The organism is Neisseria uirgultaei (assembly GCF_962719845.1).
GTDB classification, from domain to species: Bacteria; Pseudomonadota; Gammaproteobacteria; order Burkholderiales; family Neisseriaceae; genus Neisseria; species Neisseria bergeri.
The window spans coordinates 1-21,145 of sequence record NZ_CAUIYF010000011.1 but is presented as its reverse complement, the minus strand read 5'-3'; the positions used below and the strand labels follow the sequence as shown (position 1 = coordinate 21,145).

The following is a 21,145-nucleotide window of genomic DNA, read 5'->3' as shown; positions in this document are numbered from 1 at the left end:
CATAAATGTACACGAGAATCATGGAAGTCAGCCCTTGGACGCTGCGTTCGGCAAAACTGGAAAAAGAACACAAACGACTGCAAGAGAGCCTGACCAGCTTGGGCAACGGCTATATGGGCATGCGCGGCAACTTTGAAGAAACCTACTCCGCCGACAGTCACTTGGGTACCTACATCGCCGGCGTGTGGTTCCCCGACAAAACCCGCGTCGGCTGGTGGAAAAACGGCTATCCTAAATATTTCGGTAAAGCCATCAATGCGCTCAATTTCAGCAAAGTCAAAATCTTTGTCGATGGTCAAGAAATGGACTTAGCGAAAAACGACGTTGCCGACTTCTCCGTCGAACTCGATATGCAGCACGGCGTGTTGCGCCGCTCGTTCACCGTATTCGGCGTGCGTTTCGATGTGTGCAAATTCCTGTCCGTCGCGCAAAAAGAGCTGGCGGTTATCCGCTGGGAAGCTGTGTCCGTTGACGGCAAAACCCACCAAGTCCGCATTGATTCCATCATCGACGCCGATGTGAAAAACGAAGATTCCAACTACGAAGAAAAATTCTGGCAGGTATTGGACAAAGGCGTTTCAGACGACCTCTCCTACATTGCCACCCAAACCGTCGCCAATCCCTTCGGCGTAGAGCAATTCATCGTCAACGCCGAGCAAACCTTCGCCGGCAGCTTCAAAGCCCTCGGTGGCAGCCAAACCGACTGGCAGGTCTCCAATTCTTTCCAAGCCGAAGTCGGCAGTACGCCCGAAACCTTTGAAAAACGCGTGATTGTTACCACCAGCCGCGATTATCAGGGCTTGGAAGCTGTGAAAGCCGCAGGCCGCGCCTTGTCGGAAAAAATCGCAGGCGTTGCGTTTGAAACCTTGCTGGAGGCGCACAAAGCAGGCTGGCTGCACCGTTGGGAAATCGCCGACGTGGTCATCGAAGGCAGCGACGAAGCGCAGCAGGGCATCCGTTTCAACCTGTTCCAACTGTTCTCCACCTACTACGGCGAAGACGCACGCCTGAACATCGGTCCTAAAGGCTTTACCGGCGAAAAATACGGCGGCGCGACCTATTGGGACACCGAAGCCTACGCCGTGCCGCTCTACCTTGCACTGGCGGAACCCGAAGTTACCCGCAACCTGCTGCAATACCGCCGCAACCAACTGCCGCAGGCGCAACACAACGCGCGCGAACAGGGCTTGGCGGGCGCACTCTATCCGATGGTAACGTTTACGGGCATCGAGTGCCACAACGAATGGGAAATCACCTTCGAGGAAATCCACCGCAACGGCGCGATTCCTTACGCCATCTACAACTACACCAACTACACCGGCGACGAAAGCTATCTTGCCAAAGAAGGCTTGGAAGTCTTGGTCGAAGTGTCCCGCTTCTGGGCGGACCGCGTTCACTTCTCCAAACGCAACGGCAAATACATGATTCACGGCGTAACCGGTCCGAACGAATACGAAAACAACATCAACAACAACTGGTACACCAACACCCTCGCCGCATGGGTATTGGACTACACCCGCGAAGCCTTGGCGAAATACCCGCGTCCGGATTTGAACGTGAGTGCCGCCGAGCTGGAAAAATGGGCGGACATCAGTGCGAATATGTACCGTCCGCATGACGAAGAACTCGGCGTATTCGTGCAGCACGACGGCTTCCTCGACAAAGACATCCGCCCCGTGTCCGCACTTTCGCCCGACGATTTGCCGCTCAACCAGAAATGGTCGTGGGACAAAATCCTGCGTTCGCCATTCATCAAACAGGCGGACGTATTGCAAGGCATCTATTTCTTCGGCGACCGTTTCAATATCGACGAAAAACGCCGCAACTTCGACTTCTACGAACCGATGACCGTGCATGAAAGCTCGCTGTCGCCGTGTATCCACGCCATCCTTGCCGCCGAACTGGGCAAAGAAGAAAAAGCCGTGGAGATGTACCAGCGCACCGCCCGCCTGGACTTGGACAACTACAACAACGACACCGAAGACGGCCTGCACATCACCTCCATGACCGGCTCGTGGCTCGCCATCGTCCAAGGTTTCGCCCAAATGAAAACTTGGGGCGGCAAACTCAGCTTCGCACCGTTCCTGCCGAGTGCGTGGACAGGCTACGCCTTCCACATCAACTACCGAGGCCGTCTGATTAAAGTCGCCGTCGGCAAAGAAAACGTCGTCTTCACCCTGCTCAAAGGCGAACCGCTCGAATTGCAGGTGTACGGCAAAGACATCACGCTCAACGGCAGCCATACCGTCACGTTGGAAAAATAAGGGGGGCGCAAAATGACTTTCACCGCAGTGCTCTTCGATCTCGACGGTGTGATTACCGATACCGCCGAATACCACTACCGCGCATGGAAAAAGCTTGCCGAAGAATTGGGCATCAGCATCGACCGCAAGTTTAACGAGCAGCTCAAAGGCGTGTCGCGCGACGATTCGCTCAAACGCATCCTCACGCACGGCGGCAAAACCGTCGGCGAAGCCGAGTTCGCCGAACTGACCCGCCGCAAAAACGACAACTACTTGGAGATGATTCAGGCAGTCAAACCCGAAGACGTGTACCCCGGCATTTTGCCGCTGCTGGAAGCATTGAGGGCAAACGGCAAAAAAATCGCCCTTGCGTCCGCCAGTAAAAACGGCCCGTTCCTGCTGGAACGCATGGGGCTGACCCACTTCTTCGACACCGTCGCCGACCCTGCCGCCGTCGCGCATTCCAAACCAGCCCCCGACATCTTCCTCGCCGCCGCCGAGGGCGTGGGCGCGGACGCGGACGCGGACATCCGCCGCTGCATCGGCATTGAAGACGCCGCTGCCGGAGTCGCCGCCATCAAAGCTGCCGGCGCCTTACCCATCGGCGTGGGCAAAGCCGAAGACTTGGGCAGCGACATCGCGCTGGTGTCCGACACTGCCGAGCTGACCTACGCCTACCTGCAAAACGTGTGGAAACAGTCGGGCAGGTAAAACGCGTCAGTAAAGTGTCAAGGAAGTAAAAAGGTCGTCTGAACAGTGTTTCAGACGGCCTTTCTGCTTTTATAGTGAATTAACAAAAACCAGTACAGCGTTGCCTCGCCTTAGCTCAAAGAGAACGATTCTCTAAGGTGCTGAAGCACCAAAAAACAACACTCACCGACCAACAATGATTTGACATTTTAACAAAATCGTGCATAGCATGAAAAACTAGGTATAATAATCGCATTGGAAATGAATTTTGGAGAAAATCATGTTGAAGAAAGTTTTCGTTCTTGCTGTTTGTGTGTTGGCTGCATCTCCTGTCTTTGCCAAATCCAATCATCCAAGACAAGCAGAACCACAATACAAAGAGTTCCACTTGTGGAGTGACAGGGCAAACAATTATGTAACCCGCCAAGATGGAAAATGGGTCTACTGCACAAGAGGTGTCGGTTGTGTATCTGAACAAACAGTAGCAAGTGGTTATCAACCGAACGGTGAGCCTTACTTTTTTTCGCCAATGAAAAACAATCTGATGCGCCAACGTATCAGAGAGACTGGCAGATTATTTAGACACTAATTTTAAACCGCCTGTTAAAGGCGGTTTTTTGCTTTCATTTCAATTTAAAAGGAGACCCAGTGTAGGTCTCCTTTTTCACACCAAATCAATCAGTGTTCTCGAATATCCTCAACCGCACGTTCACGCAGTGTTTGGAAATTGTCTTCCACCAATAACTTGCCATCCTTGAAGATAGTCTGCATCACGTCATCCGAGTAATCACTGTCCGAATACAGGTTATCCACATAGCTATCGCCATTGTTTACCACTTTCACACGTCCGCGCTGGCTTTTCTTTTTACTGTCGGTGTGAATCGGTTCCGTACTGTTTGTACTGTCTGCGGCTTCGTCGCCTTGTCCTGATTTTTGTTAATCCACTATAGAACAGATTGATAACCCAACTTACGCAACCATAAAAACTGAATGCCAATTTCTCAACCATGCTATTCAAATTTATTTGAACGATTTTTTTTCTAACCAGTCAACCTTAACAATCACTATTAAAATGCGCGCCGATGTTCTGTCTCCGCCTGTATGCGGCTTGGGCGACGGCGAGGCTGCATTCGAGTAGGTTGCGGTTTTCGTATTCGGACGCGGTGTGCGGTTCGGTTTGGTTTTGCTTCCAAAGCCGCAGCTGGGCGATGGCGCGGCGCAGGCCGGTATCGTTGCGGAGGATGCCGAGATGGCGTTGGTTGAACGCTTGCAGGGCGGGGCGGCTGAATGCACTTTGGATGCCGTCTGAAAAGATGCCTGTTTCGGCGGAGGGGCTTTCAGACGGCCTTTGGGGCGGTGCGGTTTGGAACGCTTGTCCGTCCGCGATGGTTTGGGCGGCAAGCCTGGCGGTAACGACGCATTCGAGCAGGGAGTTGCTGGCGAGGCGGTTGGCTCCGTGCAGCCCGGTGCAGGCGGTTTCGCCTAAGGCGTAGAGCTGCGGCAGGGAGGTTCTGCCGCCGGGGTCGGTTTGGATGCCGCCGCAGGTGTAGTGTTGCACGGGGCGGACGGGGATGGCTTGGCGCGTAATGTCCAAACCGCATTGGGACAGGCAGTGCCGATGGATGGATGGGAAATGCTGACGGATGAACGCTGCGGGCTGGCGGCTGATGTCGAGCGAGACGAAGTCTTGCGTTTGTTTGGCGGTTTCGGCGGCGATGGCGCGGGCAACGATGTCGCGCGGCGCGAGTTCGGCGCGGCGGTCATAATGCGGCATAAACCGTTCGCCCGATTGGTTGGTCAGAATGCCGCCTTCGCCGCGCACGGCTTCGGAAATCAGGAAGGTGCGTCCGTTTTCAGACGGCCTTGCCAAGCCTGTGGGGTGGAATTGGATAAATTCGAGGTTTCCGACTGCGCAGCCTGCGCGTATCGCCATGGCGATGGCGTCGCCCGTGCATTCGGGCGGCGTGGTGGTGGCGGCGTAAATCTGCCCCAAGCCGCCACCGGCGAGTACGGTATGGCGGGCGCGGATGCGGTGGGTTTCTTGCGTTCGGCAGTCGAGGACGGTCAGTCCGCACGCCGCGCCTGATTCGGTTTGAATGTCCAACGCCATCTGCCGCTCGCAAACGCGGATGTTCGGGCGGCGGCGTATTTGGGCAATCAGGCTCTGCATGACGGCTTCGCCCGTGTGGTCGGCGACGTGGGCGATTCGGCGGCAGGTGTGCCCGCCTTCGCGTGTCAGGTGCAGACCGTTATTATTTTGGTCGAACGCCACGCCCTGCGCCAGCAGCCATTCGATTGCCGGTTTGCCCTGCGACAGGATGGTGCGGACGGCGGCTTCGTTGCACAAACCTGCGCCCGCTTCCAAGGTATCGGCAACGTGTTTTTCGATGTCGTCCTCTCCCGACCACGCCGCCGCAATCCCGCCTTGCGCATGACGGCTGGCGGTGTCGTCCAGCCGGTTTTTGCACAAAATGACGATGCGGAACGATTCAGGCAGCGACAGGGCGAGCGTCAGTGCCGCCAGCCCGTTTCCGGCAATCAATACGTCGCAATCGGTTTGCATGGTGTTGTCCTTGTTTGAGAGGTCGTCTGAAACGGCAATATTGACGGCAAATCAGGCGGGTCCCATACCGTTGAACACATCCCCGCGTTTGAGCCCTGCCGCGAAGTCGAGCATACGTTGCAAAGGCAGTTTGGCGGCTTCGCCCAGCTTCTTGTCCAACAGAATTTCGTTGTTTCCGCTTGTCAGGGCGTATTTGATGCCGCCCAGTGAATTCATCGCCATCCACGGACAGAACGCGCAGCTTTTGCAGCTTCCGCCGTTGCCCGCCGTCGGTGCGGCGATAAATTCTTTGTCGGGCGCCTGCTTTTGCATTTCGTGCAGGATGCCCAAATCGGTCGCTACGATGAATTTTTTTTCAGGGCGCGATACGGCGGCTTTCAGCAGCTTGCTGGTCGAGCCGACCACGTCGCCCAGTTCGATGACGCTTTGCGGCGATTCTGGATGAACCAGCACCACCGCGTCGGGGTGTTCCGCTTTCAACGCCGCCAGCTCCTGCCCTTTAAATTCGTTGTGGACGATGCACGAACCCTGCCACAACAGCATATCCGCGCCCGTTTCGCGGCGGATGTAGTCGCCGAGATGGCGGTCGGGTCCCCAAATCAGCTTCTCGCCGCGCGATTTCAGATACGACACGATTTCCAACGCCACCGAAGACGTTACCACCCAGTCGGCACGCGCTTTCACGGCGGCGGAAGTGTTGGCGTACACCACCACCGTGCGGTCGGGGTGTTGGTCGCAAAACGCCGAAAACGCTTCTTCGGGACAACCCAAATCCAAAGAACATTCCGCCTCCAAATCAGGCATCAGCACCGTTTTTTCAGGGCAGAGGATTTTCGCGCTCTCGCCCATGAAACGCACGCCCGCCACCACCAGCGTACCGGCTTCGTGTTCCGCACCGAAGCGCGCCATTTCCAGCGAATCGCCCACGCATCCGCCCGTTTCTAAAGCCAAATCCTGAATCAGCGGATCGACGTAATAATGCGCCACCAAGACCGCGTTTGTCTCCTTCAGCAAGACCTTGATTTCGTCTTTCAGACGACCTGCCGTCTCGCGGTCGGGCGTGTCGGCAACCTTCGCCCACGCCTGACGGATTTGGCAGGCGGAAGTCGGTGTTTGGATGAGGGGCATATCGTAATCGAACGAGCGGCGGGCGGCGGTTTGCATGATGTTTCCTTGTGGCTGGTTTTCAGACGGCATAAAGGTTTGCCGCCTGTTTTTTAAACTGTTTTATATTATGCTCAACTTGAGTATAATATGCAAGGTCGTCTGAAAACAGGTTTGCGATACCGCAAAACCGACCTGCTTGTTCCGACAAGCCGCTTTGGTTTATAGTGGATTAAATTTAAACCAGTACGGCGTTGCCTCGCCTTAGCTCAAAGAGAACGATTCTCTAAGGTGCTCAAGCACCAAGTGAATCGGTTCCGTACTATCTGTACTGTCTGCGGCTTCGTCGCCTTGTCCTGATTTTTGTTAATTCACTATACAATAAAGCCTTTCCCACCCGCAGAAAGCCGAGTATGGACGCCTACCCCGAAGCCGAAGCCCCGCCGCAAAGCATCGTCGAGCTGGTTCCCGTATTGATTGCCGTTACCGACGGCGGCCTGCGGGTATTGACCGTCGCCCAAGGCACGCTCCTGCCCAACGGCCCGCTCTCCCCCCTGCGCAATTCCCTGCAGGCAGGCGTAAAGCTGTGGGTCGCCAAGCAAACTTCGCAGCCCATGGGCTATGTGGAACAGCTTTACACCTTTGTTGATACCCACCGCCGCAACGAGCAAGGCATGCCTGTCTTGTACGTCAGCTATCTGGGGCTGGTGCGCGAGGCAGCCGACAGCATCCTGCATCCGGATGCGAAATGGCAGGACTGCTACGGCTATTTCCCGTGGGAAGACTTGCACACCGATGGCGGGCAGCGCGACGCCATCGTCAGCCGCCTGCGCATTTGGGCAAACTCGGCGGATACGGAGGAAGTGCGCCAAAAGCGGCTCAAGCGCATTCACTTGTGCTGGGGGGTCGAACCGGAAAACTGGTCGGAAGAATACGTTTTGCAACGCTATGAAATGCTGTATGAAAGCGGCCTGATAGCGGAAGCCGCCGAGCCGCAGGCAAACTTCGACTTCACGCTCACGGGGCGGCCCATGCGCCACGACCACCGCCGCGTACTGGCGACCGCCCTGTCCCGCCTGCGCGCCAAAATCAAATACCGCCCCGTGATTTTCGAACTGATGCCGCCCGAATTCACGCTGCTGCAACTGCAAAACAGCGTCGAAGCCATCAGCGGCAGATTGCTGCACAAGCAAAACTTCCGCCGCCAGATTCAGCAGCAAAACCTCATCGAGCCGTCGGATACCGGCGTATCGGGCAGCAAAGGCCGTCCCGCGCAGCTTTACCGCTTCCGCGACGACGTCCTACCCGACAGGCTGATTTCGGACATCGGACTGCCGCTGGGCAGCCGTTAGCCCGTTTTCAGACGACCTATAGTGGATTAACAAAAATCAGGACAAGGCGACGAAGCCGCAGACAGTACAGATAGTACGGAACCGATTCACTTGGTGCTTGAACACCTTACCAGGAACTATGGAAGTTTTAAAAAAGATTGGCACCACAGGCAACTCAGCCACAGGCAAACTTTTTCCAGATTTACCTCGCACAAATAAGGGATGGACTGAAAAAACACAAGTACAATTTAAACTTGAAGGTCAAGGGAAGCCATATGTGAATAAAGGGAAAGGGGTAGTCAATACAGGACTGGGTAGGGCTGGCGGTAAAGAAACTTTTGAGAAACAGATTATTTATTTTGAAAAAATTGGAGACGTAAAATGAGTTATTTGATTTTGGATGATGATATGTATTTAATCTATGATTTTAAAAAAGTCATGAAAAGAGAAAAAGAATTTATTGAAAAGACAAGATTATTATCATTAAATGACGAAAGTATCTTTGGCATCAAAAAAGACAAAGGCTTATTTGCATCAGAGGAATGGTGGAGTAATATTGATTCCGGACAGATTATCACCAGAAGCGTTTCCGGAGTGATATCGTCAATATATGAAGCGGGAATGGAACGAAGAAATATACCGAATAGTTTTAGTTTTATAGATGGTGAAGGCATCGTAAGGAATGAAAGTATGTATATGATGAATAAATCCGACAGACATTTATTTTGTGAAGGGAAGAAAATCGTCATTTTTTATGCATATAATGAACTAAAAAAATCAAATCAAAGAAAAGGAGACGTAATTGATTTGGAAAACAACTATGTTGAGCAAGTCATTGAAATGGCAATTTCAAAATAATCAGATGACGCCGGAGAGAATTGTTCTCTTTGAGCTAAGGCGAGGCAACGCCGTACTGGTTTTTGTTAATCCACTATAAAATGAAGTTTTGCCCCATCGGTGCAACATTAATCTTTTTCAACAAAGGAAACCCCATGCCGTCTGAAAACACCCTCTTTCCCCTGTCCGACACCCTGTTGCGCCCTATGGTGGAACAAGCCTTGAGCGAAGACTTGGGCAGGCGAGGCGATATTACGTCCGCCGCCGTCATCGCGCCCGATAAAACCGCCAAACTCTTCCTCGTCAGCCGCGAAGACGGTGTTATCGCCGGTATGGACTTGGCGCGCCTCGCCTTTCAGACGATGGATCCGTGCGTCCGCTTCCAAGCCGAAATTCAAGACGGGCAAGCTGTCTGCGCAGGTCAGACGCTGGCCGCCGTCGAAGGCAACGCCCGCGCGCTGCTCGCCGCCGAACGCACCGCGCTCAACTACCTCACGCACTTAAGCGGCATCGCCACCGCCACCGCGCGTGCCGTTGTCGAAGTCGCCGAATACGGTACAGACATCGTGTGCAGCCGAAAAACCATCCCCCTGCTGCGCATCCTGCAAAAATACGCCGTCAGGGCAGGAGGCGGCACAAACCACCGCATGGGCTTGGACGACGCCGTACTCATCAAAGACAACCATCTTGCCTATTGCGGCAGTATCGCCCAAGCCGTGCAGCAGGCAAAACAGGCAGTTGGACCGTTGACTTGTGTAGAAATCGAAGTGGACACATTGGCACAACTGGACGAAGCCATCGCGGCGGGCGCGGAACGGATTTTGCTGGACAACATGGACGACGAAACCCTGAAAGAAGCGGCAAACCGCTGCCACACGCAAACCGCCCACCCCCACACCGTCTATTGCGAAGCATCGGGCGGCATCGGCTTCGACCGACTGAAGCGCGTGGCGCAAACCGGCGTGGACGGCATCGCCCTCGGCTATCTGACCCACAGCAGCCGCTCGTTGGACATAGGTTTGGATTTCGTGGCATGAGGTTTAGGGTGCGGGCGGCTGTCTGATATGTCAGACAAGGAACCGCTTAACCGTAATCCGGTTATTGCCTCAGGGAGGAAATGCCGTCTGAAAGATTCTTCAGACGGCATTTTTCGTGAAGGTCGTGCATCATTGACCGGCATATTTTCCGCTTCCGCCCACTGCACAAACCGGCGGTAGCTGTGTGCCAATTTTGGCGCGGACGGAATATTGTGAAATTGCATAAATGCTGGTAACCAACCGTAGCTCTCAATCGGCTTGACCGCCTTAGTTACCTTCGGAGCCAAAGCCACCAACCGCTCCGTCGCGTTTTCCGCTTTCAAATAAGCAGATATCCAGCCGTCTAAAGTACGTTCGCCAACCTTCGCCGACCGGCTGCGGTCATTGGCCTTTTCCAAATTCCCAAGCGTAACCGCGTCCAATTTACCTTCTGCCAGCAAGCCCAAAAACTGAGCCACCGCAGCCTTGGCAGAGCAACCGTATTGATATTTGATACCCAACACCGCCGCCACTACCGCACATCGCGCATCCGCCACCGACCGTTGTTTCTCGTTCAACAGCTTGGCCGCTTCAGCCAGTGCCTGAGCCGACATCGCCGTCCCCGGTCTGACTTGGGGCAGCATTTTCGGCATCTTTTCCGCCAGCTCGTCCGACTGCCGTTTCATGATGGCTGCTCGGATTTCGGCAGGGAGGAAAGCGATTTCATACAGTTTTTTAGGACGGCCTCTTCCTATTTGCTCAAAACAGTGTTGCCAATTATTTTTCTTGGCATGGTATTCAATCCCTTGTCTATCAGTTGGTAGGCTCGGAATTCCTAATTTCGCAATATCAGATGCAGATATTTTCATTTTTTCCGCTTTCTATTTTTGCTTAAATGCGTTACTCTTTTGGAACTATTTAGCAAAACAGTTATCTATTTATAGATCTTGGGAAGGTTGGCTTATGGTTTCGTTTCTCAAAACGAGATGGCCAGATTTCTTCTGCGGGTACTCCAATCGCTGCTGCAATGATTCTTTCGCCTTTCAGATAAGGAGCATCTAAAGCTTTCCCTAATGTATTTGGTGCTAAATTAGCCTCGATAGATAACGCTCTTACAGACCAGCCTGCCTTTTTAAGACGAGCCACAATGTCAGCACGATGCCAATCAATCATGGTTTCTTGCTTTTTTTCATTCTCGCAATTCCTTAATTAAGTAGGTTTATTAACCGCCGTTATTTAGTAAGTGAGTGAATTATATTTAGCAAAACAGTTTCCTGCAACTCTTTTGCTAAAATATTTTTCTCAAAAACGTAATTATTTTTACAAAATATTGATTATTTGAGTAATATTATTTAAGCAAAAGAGTTTCTTTTTTGCTTAATGTTTTGCTTAAATGAGTTAAATTAGGATTACTATGGATACTTTTTTAGATAGGCTCAAATTTCTTTGGCCTCATGGGGCTAAGCCATCTGACATCTATAACAAAATAGAAATGTCGGCTTCTGGATTTAATAGAGTTTGGAAAGAGGGAGCTATCCCAACAGCCGATTACCTAGTAAAAATTCAAGAAGTTACCGGTTGTGATTTAAACTGGCTGCTGACCGGAAAAGGCTTACCGTATCTTGATAAAGCCAGGCCGGAAAACGCCGGAGCATTCTCTGTAAGCAGAAATTCTGATGGAATTACTGACACTATGGGCAACCCTGTCGACTTGTCAGAGTTTGTATTCGTGCCGCGCTACAACGTAGCCGCAGCAGCAGGGTATGGCGAACCGGTCTTCGGCGAAGAACCTTTGTTCTGCTTGGCTTTCCGGAAATATTGGATTGACAACTATGTGACCAAACAGCCGGAAAAGCTGTCTGTAATTACCGTTAAAGGCGATTCAATGGAGGGCGTGCTCAATCATGGGGATTCCATTCTCATCAATCACGCCAAAACCGACCCGCGTGACGGCCTATATGTCTTGCGTATAGGTAATGACCTCTTTGTCAAACGTGTGCAACGCATACCGGGCAAACTGCTTGTAACATCTGAAAATCCACGTTACGCACCGTTTGAAATAGATTTGAGCAATGCCCAAGACGACATCGCCATCATAGGCCGTGTTGAGTGGTATGGCCGGAGTATTGATTAAATCCATTTTAAAAACCTCTTAAAATAGTTTTAAAAAATTCCCAATCCCGTCAGCTTTCAACAAAAAACCGCGCATTCCGGCGCGGTTTTGTGAAAAAGCTGGCGTAACTTTTCCGGATACAAAAAAACGCCGAAATCCACGTCTTCCGAAGATTTCAGCGTTTTTTTACTCTATTTGTTCCTTGTGCAAAAACTAACAGTCCCCCACACGTGATGCTTTAGAAAAAACAGCGTTTCGGGCAGGTATTTTGTTTGCCCGACGGCGCGGAGGCATCGGCAAGGCGTGCGGGGTTGTAAGGCATCTTTTGAACAATGCGGATGATTCCGGCCGGCGGCAGGACAGGGGGAAAGGACAGGGGCGGCAGTTTTATGCCGTCTGAAGGTCTGCCTTTACGCTTGTTTGTAAAAATAGTGGTAAAAGGAACATACAATCCTGTACAATCATACATAAATAATTGATTTACAATATAATTTATAAAGATAATCACAATCATCCATATCTGCCGCCCGTCAATCCGCTTGGCGGGCGGAAAAGGTTTTAGGAATACCGATGAACACAATACCGCTCCACACCATACTCAAATTGATGGCGCATCCCGAACGTATGGCGATACTGATCCAACTATTGGACAGCGAACGCAATATCGTCGAACTGGCAAAATCATTATCCCTGTCGGCTACCGCAGTTTCCAACCATTTGAACCGCCTGCGCGTGGAAGGTCTAGTCGATTTCACGCGTTACCACCGCATTATCGAATACCGCCTGATTTCCGAAGACGCGGCGGCGATTCTGCACACGGTTCGCGATTTGGAAAACAAACGCGCGGCATAGTGTTAGAATCCTTTCCTTTTGCCGTCTGAACGTTTCAGACGGCATTTTTCGGAAATGTTATGAAAATTACCACTTGGAATGTCAATTCGCTCAATGTGCGGCTGCCGCAGGTGCAAAACCTACTTGCCGATAATCCACCGGATGTCCTTGTTTTACAGGAACTCAAACTTGATCAGGACAAGTTTCCCGCCGCCGCCTTGCAGATGATGGGCTGGCACTGTGTTTGGAGCGGGCAGAAAACCTACAACGGCGTGGCAATCGTCAGCCGCAGCGCGCCGGAAGACGTGCATTTCGGTTTGCCTTCCCTGCCGGATGACCCGCAACGGCGCGTGATTGCGGCAACCGTCGGCGGCGTGCGCGTCATCAATGTCTATTGCGTCAACGGCGAGGCTTTGGACAGCCCCAAATTCAAATATAAAGAACAATGGTTTGCCGCGTTAACCGAATTTGTCCGCGACGAAATGGCACGCCACGGCAAACTGGTGCTGCTGGGCGATTTCAATATCGCGCCTGCCGATGCGGACTGTTACGACCCTGAAAAATGGCACGAAAAAATCCACTGTTCGTCCGTTGAACGGCAGTGGTTCAAAAACCTGCTGGATTTGGGATTGACCGACAGCCTGCGCCAAGTCCATCCCGAAGGCGCGTTTTACACATGGTTCGACTATCGCGGCGCGATGTTCCAGCGCAAACTGGGCCTGCGTATCGACCATATTTTGGTGTCGCCTGCGATGGCGGCGGCGTTGAAGGATGTCCGCGTCGATTTGGAGACGCGCGCGCTGGAGCGTCCGAGCGACCACGCGCCCGTGGCGGCGGAATTCGATTTGTAATTCAGGAAAGGCAAATGCCGTCTGAAACCGTTTTCGGGTTTCAGACGGCATCTTTGTTTGAAGGTTCAAACCGTGTATCGGTAAAGCGCAATCATCAGCGGCATGGTGATGACACACAGCAGGGTAGTGATGCCGTAAATCGCGCTTGCCTTGCGTGCGTCGTTGCCGTACAGGACCGCCATTTGCGTGATGGTTGCCGCCGACGGGCTGATGGTGGCGAGAAAGCTGATGAGGACGACGGTTTCGGACAGGGCGTTGAGGTGTGCCAGCCCCGACAGTTTGACGACGGCAAGCAGTATCAGAGGAATCAGAATCAGCCGCAGGAATGCCACGGCATACAGCCTTGCCGAACACAAAAGCGCGTGCGGCGGCACGGAGGCAATCAGCATTCCGGCAACAATCATGGCAACCGGCCCGATCATGCTGCCGACGGCGGCGAAGGTGTTGTCCATCAGGTGGGGCAGTTTGATTTGGAAGGCAAACATCAGCAGTCCGGTAAAAATGCAGAGGATGTTGATGTTGGTCAGCATGGTTTTCCATGAAAGTCTGACGTTGCCCGAGACCAGCAGGCGCAGGTGCGTCCAAAACAGGACGGTTTGCACGATGATGAAGCCGCCGGTGTAGATGACCCACTCCGAACCGAAAACGGACATGACCAGCGGAATAATCAGGTTGCCCGAATTGCTGTACACCATCGCGGCGTGTTCCAGACTGTCGAGCCTGAGCAGCTTTTTCAGGATTTTGCCGATGGCAATCAGCAGGATGTGGAAGATGACGGCGAGCTTGACTGAAAGCAGCAGGCCTTGTGCCACTTCGGGCGTGTAGCCGATTTGGAAGGCGTGCAGCATTACCGACGGACTGATGAGGTAGAGGGCGATGACCGACAGCGGATAGCTGTTTTCCGATTTGAGCAGCCCCGATTTCACCAAACCGATGCCCATAAAAACAATCAGTGTCAGTTCGGCGATTTTGCCTGCAAGGAGCAGGGCGGTATCCATAGAATCACCGTGTCAGAAAAAAGGGAAAGATTGTACGCCTGCGGGCGCAAATACGGAAATGCCGTCTGAAAAGCATTCAGACGGCATTGGCGTTGCAGGGCGCGTTATATGTGCCGTGCGGCGTTGACGGCACGTTGGTCGGGGTTGATGAGGATTTCGACGCGGCGGTTTTGCGCGCGGCCTTCAGCCGTAGCGTTGGACGCGACCGGTATATGCGAGCCGTAGCCGTAAACCGTCAGGCGCGAAGCCGCCACGCCGCGCGTCTGCAGATAGTAGGCAACCGCTTGGGCGCGGTGTTGCGAAAGCGGATTGTTGACGGCATCGGAACCCGTGTTGTCGGTGTGCCCGTTGATGGTCAGCGTCGTGTCGGGATACTGCACCAGCGTCTGTGCGGCAGTATTCAGCGCAAATTGCGCATTGTCGCTTAAAACTGCGCTGCCGGTGGCAAAGGTAACGTTTTCAGGCATCACCAGCTTGATTTGGTTGCCTTGGCGTTGGATTTCGATTTGCGTGCCGGCGAGGTTTCGGCGCAAACGCTGCTCTTGGTAGTCCATATAGCCGCCCACGCCCGCGCCGATTGCGCCGCAGGCAAGCGCGGAATTGCGTGCGCCTTTGCCGCTGTGGGTCAGTGCGCCGACGATGCCGCACACTGCCGCGCCGCCCAAACCGTACATGGCGGATTTGCTTGGGGACTGCTGTCCGGTTGCGGGGTCGGCAACGCAGCCGGACAGCGCGAGTGCGGATGCGGTCAGCACGACGGTAAAGGGTTTGAAGAAAGTCATGGTGTTTCCTTCCGTGTATATGTCAAACCGTACAACTATAAACAATCATGCCGTCCAAATAAGCGGCGTTAACCTGAAATTACCCGATTTTTCCCGAAACAACACCGGTTTGTCGGTATTTGCGCCGAAACCGCCGCCATATCCACAAAAAACGGACCTTGACATCGTAACCGACCGAGCCAGCACCCAGTATCAGCAATACCGCCGAAACGGGCAGGGCGAAGTGGTGTCCGATTTTATGGTAGCCCCACGCACCGATGATGCCGCCGAGCAGAAAGGCCTGCATCATGCCGCTGAGCAGCCACATTTTGGGTTTGTTGACGCGGACGTGCGGCAGGCGGGGATGGTGGGTTTTGGAGTAATACAGGGCGCGTGAGATTTCGATGCCCAAGTCGGTCGCCGTACCCGTCATGTGGGTAGAGCGGATGGCGCCGCCCGATAAAAGCGTCATGACTGTGTTGTGCATCCCCATGATGAAGCAGAGCAAGAACAGCGCGAGGGAAGGGAAGACCAAGCCTCCGTCCGTATCCCATTGCAGCGCGGTAATGCCAAACAGGCCGAAAACCAGCAGGTAAACCGCTTCCAGCCACATCGACAACCCGTAGCTGCCCCGAAAGCGCATTTGCTGCGTCCATAAAATCACCCAGCCCGAATGTGCCGCACCCGCGATGAAACACAACACGCTGACCATCGCCACCGCTGCCGCCGTCCATTGCTTCAGATATACCATGTCCGCCAGCAGCGACATCGAGCCGGTAACGTGCGACGTGTAGCGGGCAAATGCAAAAAAACCGCCGGCATTGATTGCGCCTGCCAGCAGCGACATGATGTAGCCCAATCGGCGGAAACGCGCATCCGAAATGTGGTGTTCGTGCAGGTACGGGCGGTCTGCCTGCCAAAACGGCGGGATGTGGTGGCGGCTGCGGCGGGCGTGTTTGGCGTGGCGGTCGGATTCGTTCATAATGGGCGGACGGTTCGGAAAGCATGTTCAAGAACTGCATTTTATAGCGAAAACAATCTAGGGGCGAACTTCACAAGTTTTTGAAAAGAGCGTACATTGAATCTGTTTCCGAGGAGGGTAGAACACCATGCGCCGATACATCGCGGCCGCCGCCGCAATACTCATACTGACTGCCTGCGCCACACCCGAACAGCAGGCGGCATACCGTCAGGCACAGCAACGCTACGAACAGGACCTGCAAGTCGCCCTTGCAGCGCAATGCGACCGTGAGGCCGCACAGCTTATCCGCCGTCAGTTCGATTCAGGATATGCGCCCATGCCCGATGCCGAAAGACAGATATTTAAAACACGCTATACCGAAAAGCTTTCCGATCCCATGTTCCAAGCCTGTTACAAAATGGCGTGGCAGAACTACATCTCGCAACAGCAGCTGAAAGAAGTACGCCTGTCACGCTATTACGACGATTGGGGCTATCCGTTTTACCGTCCCTGGTGGTAGTCAGAAGCGGCGGCATATGCCGTCTGAACGCGCCTACTGTCTATAAACCGCAATACCGTTTACAATGACCGCCTGTTTCATCACATACCCGAACATAACAATGAAAATCAGGCTGGGGCGGCATGACGCGCCCGACTTTCCACAGGGTGCCGCCGTAACCATAGGCAATTTCGACGGCGTACACCTCGGACACAAACACATCCTCCAAAAACTCCGCCTCGAAGCCGACGCGCGCGGACTACCCGTCGTTGCCGTCATCTTCGAGCCGCAACCCAAAGAATTTTTTGCAAGCCGCACGGGCAAAACCCCGCCCTGCCGCATCAGCCCCCTGCGTACCAAACTGGAATTGCTGGAAGGGACGGGCTGCGTCGATGCCGTCTGGGTTTTGCGTTTCGATCAAAATTTTTCCGAAATATCCGCGCAAGGGTTTATCGACCGCCTGCTGCGTCAAACCTTGAATACGCGTTATTTGCTCGTCGGCGACGATTTCCGTTTCGGTGCGGGGCGGGAAGGCTGTTTTGAACTTTTGGCACAACAGCCCGATATGCAAACCGAGCGCACGCCTTCCGTCATTGTCGAAGACATCCGCACCAGCAGTACCGCCGTGCGACAAGCCCTTTCAGACGGCAACCTTGCCTATGCGAAAAAACTTTTGGGACACGACTACGTTTTGGGGGGCAGGGTGGTACACGGCAGAAAACTCGGACGCACCCTAAACGCCCCGACCGCCAATATCCGCCTGCCCGGCCACCGTTATGCCCTCGGCGGCGTGTTCGTCGTCGAAGCAGACGGCGCATTCGGCACACGGCGCGGCGTGGCGAGCTTCGGCTTTAATCCCACCGTTGATAGCGGCTGTTCTCAAAAGCTTGAAGTCCACTTGTTCGACTTTCAAGGCAACCTGTACGGACAACGGCTGAACGTCCGCTTCCTGCACAAACTGCGCGATGAAGAAAAGTTTGACGGTATGGAAGAACTGAAAAGGCAGATTGAAGCCGATATGGAAGCCGCAAAGTGTTGGTAGAAAAACCTTATACAAACCATCCGATTGGGCTACAATCAATCTTTTAACTTTTCAGACGGCATAGGGGTTTCCCGTTGTGAAATACTGTTTGAGGCGCAATGCCGTCTGAAACCGAAATATTGTAACAATAGAGATTAAAAAATGACCGATTACAGTAAAACCGTAAACCTGCTCGAGAGCCCGTTTCCAATGCGCGGCAATCTTGCCAAGCGCGAGCCTGCATGGCTGAAAAGCTGGTACGAGCAAAAACGCTACCAAAAACTGCGCGAAATCGCCAAAGGCCGTCCGAAATTCATCCTGCACGACGGCCCGCCGTATGCCAACGGCGACATCCACATCGGTCATGCCGTCAACAAAATCCTCAAAGACATCATTATCCGCAGCAAAACCCAAGCCGGTTTCGATGCGCCTTATGTGCCGGGCTGGGACTGCCACGGCCTGCCCATCGAAGTGATGGTGGAAAAGCTGCACGGCAAAGACATGCCCAAAGCGCGTTTCCGCGAATTGTGCCGCGAATATGCCGCCGAACAGGTTGCCCGCCAGAAAAAAGACTTCATCCGTCTGGGCGTGTTGGGCGATTGGGACAACCCCTACCTGACCATGGATTTCAAAACCGAGGCGGATACCGTGCGTATGCTCGGCGAAATCTACAAATCGGGTTATCTCTACCGCGGTGCGAAACCGGTTCAGTTCTGCTTGGATTGCGGATCTTCGCTGGCGGAAGCGGAAGTGGAATACAAAGACAAAGTATCGCCTGCGATTGATGTTGCCTATCCGTTTAAAGACACTGCCGCGCTTGCCGCCGCATTCGGTTTGGCAGGTCTCGAAGGCAAAGCGTTTGCCGTCATCTGGACAACCACGCCTTGGACTTTGCCTGCGAGCCAAGCCGTATCGGCCGGTGCGGACGTGGTTTACCGACTGATTGATACGCCCAAAGGCAAATTGGTGCTGGCGAAAGATTTGGCGGAAGACGCTTTGAAACGCTACGGTTTTTCAGACGGCATCGCCATCCTTGCAGAAACCACCGGCGACAAGCTGGAAAACCTGCATATGAACCATCCGTTTTTGGAACGCGATATTCCTATGCTCAACGGCGACCACGTTACCACCGATGCCGGTACGGGTTTGGTGCACACCGCCCCCGCGCACGGTTTGGAAGACTACGCCGTCTGCAACAAATACGGCATCGAGCTTTACAACCCCGTCAACGCCGAGGGCAAATACATCAGCGAAACACCTCGTGTTGCCGGTATGCGCGTTTGGGAAGCTAATCCCGTTATCCTGCAATGGCTGGAAGAAACCGGCAACCTTTTGGCAAGCAGCAAAATCGAACACAGCTACGCACACTGCTGGCGCCACAAAACGCCGTTGATTTACCGTGCGACCGGCCAATGGTTTGTCGGTATGGACAAAGCCGGTGCCGACGGCAAAACCCTGCGCGACAAAGCCATCAAGGCCGTGGACGATACCGAGTTTTTCCCGTCTTGGGGTCGCGCGCGCCTGGAAGCCATGATCGAAGGCCGCCCCGACTGGGTTGTTTCGCGCCAACGCTACTGGGGCACGCCGATGACTTTCTTTGTTCACAAAGAAACCGGTGAACTGCATCCAAACTCTGCCGAGTTGTTGGAAAAAGTTGCCCAAAAAATCGAAGGAAAAGGCATTGAAGCATGGTTCTCTCTTGATAAGAGCGAACTCTTGAGCGCGGAAGATTGTGAAAATTACGATAAACTTTCCGATACGATGGACGTATGGTTCGACTCCGGCTCGACCCATTATTCCGTCTTGAAACAGCGCGAAGAATTGGAATGGCCTGCCGATCTCTACCTCGAAGGCAGCGACCAACACCGCGGCTGGTTCCAATCCTCTATGTTGACCGGTTGCGCCTCATCCATGGGTCGCGCGCCATACAAACAGCTTCTGACCCACGGTTTCGTGGTTGACCAAAACGGCCGCAAAATGTCGAAATCCATCGGCAACGTCGTCGCGCCGCAAGAAGTCTATAACGAATTCGGCGCAGACATCCTGCGCCTGTGGGCAGCATCCACCGATTACAGCGGCGAATTGGCGATTTCCAAAGAAATCCTCAAACGCGTAACCGAAAGTTACCGCCGTATCCGCAACACCTTGAGCTTCCTGTTTGCCAACCTCAGCGACTTCAATCCTATTGAAGATGCCGTGCAACAGGCAGACATGGTGGAAATCGACCGCTACGCCGTGGTATTGGCACGTCAGCTGCAAGAGCGTCTGGCAGGCGATTACTATCCGCGCTATACCTTCCACTTTGCTGTAAAAGACATTGTTTCTTTCTGCTCGGAAGACTTGGGCGCGTTCTACCTCGATATCCTGAAAGACCGCCTCTACACCACCAAAGCCGACAGCCGCGCCCGCCGCAGTGCGCAAACCGCCCTGTACCACATCACGCGCAGTTTGGTTCTCTTGATTGCGCCGATTTTGTGCTTTACCGGCGAAGAAGCGTGGGACATCATCGGCGGCGGCGAAGAAGACAGCGTCCTCTTCCACACCTGGCACGAGTTCCCGACCATCAACGAAAAAGCCGAAGCCGAACTGGTGAAAAAATGGACGGCAATCCGCGAAGCCCGCGAAGCCGTAACCGCCGCCATCGAGCCTTTGCGCACCGACAAAACCGTCGGTTCGTCCTTGCAGGCAGAAGCCGAAATCACCGCACCGGAAGCCACCGCCGACTACCTGAACGCCTTGGGCGAAGAATTGCGCTTTGCCCTCTTGGTATCCAAAGTCGACGTCAAAACCGGCAGCGAACTCTCCGTTACCGCCAAAGCCAGCGACGGCGAAAAATGCGAACGCTGCTGGCACTACACCCACGATGTGGGCGCAGTTGCAGGCCATGAAACCATCTGTAAACGCTGTGCAGAGAATGTCGGCGGAGAAGGCGAAACGCGCCATTACGCCTGATAAAGTTTGAGCAAATGCCGTCTGAAACTGCCGAACAGCATTTCAGACGGCATTTTTTGTGCCGCAATTTGTCTTCATAATGGTGGACGGGTTTCGAGATTACGGTGTTGTCGGGAATGACGGTCCGGGTATTTCACTACGCCCGCCCCGCGCCTGTAAACGGCGAGTGCATCAAAAATGCCGTCTGAAGGTTCAGACGGCATCGGTGTCGGGAATCAGCGAGCCGTAGGGTGTGCTTCAGCCTGCTAACCCCACCAAATCCTACCCTTGTATATTGTAATCACTGTATCATAGCAACAAACCGCCCGGCCGCCACCCGACCCCACACAAGGCAGACAACCGTTGCGTAGCACAGGGAGCGGCAGGGCAACCCA

The 21,145-nt window shown here is 53.6% G+C and carries 20 protein-coding genes and 1 pseudogene; 13 read left to right on the top strand and 8 right to left on the bottom strand.

From position 1 onward, the window contains the following. Positions 1-5 precede the first annotated feature (5 nt). The 3 genes from Q9J32_RS07585 to Q9J32_RS07575 all read left to right on the top strand — a co-directional run bounded on the left by Q9J32_RS07585 (position 6) and on the right by Q9J32_RS07575 (position 3,522). Positions 6-2,264, top strand: a complete 2,259-nt coding sequence (locus Q9J32_RS07585) for a glycoside hydrolase family 65 protein (RefSeq protein ID WP_301885538.1) — start codon at positions 6-8, stop codon at positions 2,262-2,264. 12 nt (positions 2,265-2,276) lie between these two features. Then, positions 2,277-2,954, top strand: coding sequence for a beta-phosphoglucomutase (gene pgmB / locus Q9J32_RS07580; RefSeq protein WP_301885537.1), 678 nt, complete (start codon positions 2,277-2,279; stop codon positions 2,952-2,954). Between the two features lie 259 nt (positions 2,955-3,213). Continuing rightward, complete coding sequence (locus Q9J32_RS07575) at positions 3,214-3,522, top strand: hypothetical protein (protein ID WP_301885536.1); 309 nt, start codon at positions 3,214-3,216, stop codon at positions 3,520-3,522. A gap of 465 nt (positions 3,523-3,987) precedes the next feature. Here Q9J32_RS07575 and nadB read toward each other — a convergent pair whose 3' ends face one another. Further along, positions 3,988-5,496, bottom strand: coding sequence for an L-aspartate oxidase (gene nadB / locus Q9J32_RS07570; RefSeq protein WP_301885535.1), 1,509 nt, complete (start codon positions 5,494-5,496; stop codon positions 3,988-3,990). Between the two features lie 51 nt (positions 5,497-5,547). Next, positions 5,548-6,660, bottom strand: a complete 1,113-nt coding sequence (gene nadA, locus Q9J32_RS07565) for a quinolinate synthase NadA (RefSeq protein ID WP_301885660.1) — start codon at positions 6,658-6,660, stop codon at positions 5,548-5,550. 353 nt (positions 6,661-7,013) lie between these two features. On the opposite strand from nadA, the gene Q9J32_RS07560 reads away from it, so the two are divergent. From Q9J32_RS07560 to nadC, 4 genes are all read left to right on the top strand, one after another. Beyond that, positions 7,014-7,952, top strand: a complete 939-nt coding sequence (locus Q9J32_RS07560) for an NUDIX hydrolase (protein ID WP_301885534.1) — start codon at positions 7,014-7,016, stop codon at positions 7,950-7,952. Positions 7,953-8,049: 97 nt separating this feature from the next. Continuing rightward, on the top strand, positions 8,050-8,316 hold the full coding sequence (locus tag Q9J32_RS07555; RefSeq protein ID WP_500048488.1) for a hypothetical protein: 267 nt from the start codon (positions 8,050-8,052) through the stop codon (positions 8,314-8,316). Next, positions 8,313-8,789, top strand: a complete 477-nt coding sequence (locus tag Q9J32_RS07550; protein ID WP_002258798.1) for an immunity protein RhsI2 family protein — start codon at positions 8,313-8,315, stop codon at positions 8,787-8,789. Before Q9J32_RS07555 ends, Q9J32_RS07550 begins: the two co-directional genes overlap by 4 nt. Before the next feature lie 134 nt (positions 8,790-8,923). Continuing rightward, positions 8,924-9,805: a carboxylating nicotinate-nucleotide diphosphorylase gene (gene nadC / locus Q9J32_RS07545; RefSeq protein WP_301885533.1), complete on the top strand. Its 882-nt coding sequence runs from the start codon at positions 8,924-8,926 to the stop codon at positions 9,803-9,805. A gap of 128 nt (positions 9,806-9,933) precedes the next feature. Here the strand turns inward: nadC and Q9J32_RS07540 are convergent. Continuing rightward, a pseudogene (locus Q9J32_RS07540) lies at positions 9,934-10,653 on the bottom strand (DNA-binding protein); the annotation flags it as partial. A 61-nt stretch (positions 10,654-10,714) separates the two neighbouring features. Further along, complete coding sequence (locus tag Q9J32_RS07535) at positions 10,715-10,957, bottom strand: helix-turn-helix domain-containing protein (protein WP_301885532.1); 243 nt, start codon at positions 10,955-10,957, stop codon at positions 10,715-10,717. 241 nt (positions 10,958-11,198) lie between these two features. Between Q9J32_RS07535 and Q9J32_RS07530 the strand changes: the two genes are divergently transcribed. From Q9J32_RS07530 to xth, 3 genes are all read left to right on the top strand, one after another. Next, complete coding sequence (locus tag Q9J32_RS07530; RefSeq protein WP_118793263.1) at positions 11,199-11,918, top strand: LexA family transcriptional regulator; 720 nt, start codon at positions 11,199-11,201, stop codon at positions 11,916-11,918. Positions 11,919-12,467: 549 nt separating this feature from the next. Then, positions 12,468-12,749, top strand: coding sequence for an ArsR/SmtB family transcription factor (locus Q9J32_RS07525; protein ID WP_301885531.1), 282 nt, complete (start codon positions 12,468-12,470; stop codon positions 12,747-12,749). 59 nt (positions 12,750-12,808) lie between these two features. After that, positions 12,809-13,579, top strand: a complete 771-nt coding sequence (gene xth / locus Q9J32_RS07520; protein ID WP_301885530.1) for an exodeoxyribonuclease III — start codon at positions 12,809-12,811, stop codon at positions 13,577-13,579. Positions 13,580-13,644: 65 nt separating this feature from the next. Here the strand turns inward: xth and Q9J32_RS07515 are convergent, their stop codons facing one another. From Q9J32_RS07515 to Q9J32_RS07505, 3 genes are all read right to left on the bottom strand, one after another. Continuing rightward, the gene (locus tag Q9J32_RS07515) at positions 13,645-14,577 is read right to left on the bottom strand and encodes an AEC family transporter (protein WP_301885529.1); all 933 of its coding nucleotides are present in this window, start codon (positions 14,575-14,577) and stop codon (positions 13,645-13,647) included. A 104-nt stretch (positions 14,578-14,681) separates the two neighbouring features. Then, a complete protein-coding gene (locus Q9J32_RS07510; RefSeq protein WP_301885528.1) occupies positions 14,682-15,359 on the bottom strand; it encodes a YiaD family glycine zipper/OmpA-like lipoprotein in 678 nt (225 codons plus the stop codon). A gap of 79 nt (positions 15,360-15,438) precedes the next feature. Then, the gene (locus tag Q9J32_RS07505; RefSeq protein WP_301885527.1) at positions 15,439-16,320 is read right to left on the bottom strand and encodes a YoaK family protein; all 882 of its coding nucleotides are present in this window, start codon (positions 16,318-16,320) and stop codon (positions 15,439-15,441) included. A 127-nt stretch (positions 16,321-16,447) separates the two neighbouring features. Here Q9J32_RS07505 and Q9J32_RS07500 point away from each other — a divergent pair, with 127 nt between their 5' ends. The 3 genes from Q9J32_RS07500 to ileS all read left to right on the top strand — a co-directional run bounded on the left by Q9J32_RS07500 (position 16,448) and on the right by ileS (position 20,771). Next, positions 16,448-16,819: a hypothetical protein gene (locus Q9J32_RS07500; protein ID WP_003676442.1), complete on the top strand. Its 372-nt coding sequence runs from the start codon at positions 16,448-16,450 to the stop codon at positions 16,817-16,819. 100 nt (positions 16,820-16,919) lie between these two features. Next, positions 16,920-17,840 (top strand): bifunctional riboflavin kinase/FAD synthetase, encoded by a 921-nt coding sequence (gene ribF / locus Q9J32_RS07495; RefSeq protein WP_301885526.1) that lies wholly within the window; start codon positions 16,920-16,922, stop codon positions 17,838-17,840. Positions 17,841-17,981: 141 nt separating this feature from the next. Next, complete coding sequence (gene ileS, locus Q9J32_RS07490; protein ID WP_301885525.1) at positions 17,982-20,771, top strand: isoleucine--tRNA ligase; 2,790 nt, start codon at positions 17,982-17,984, stop codon at positions 20,769-20,771. Between the two features lie 74 nt (positions 20,772-20,845). Here ileS and Q9J32_RS07485 read toward each other — a convergent pair whose 3' ends face one another. Further along, entirely contained in the window at positions 20,846-20,974 is a 129-nt protein-coding gene (locus Q9J32_RS07485) for a hypothetical protein (RefSeq protein ID WP_301885524.1), read from the bottom strand. Positions 20,975-21,145: the final 171 nt, after the last annotated feature.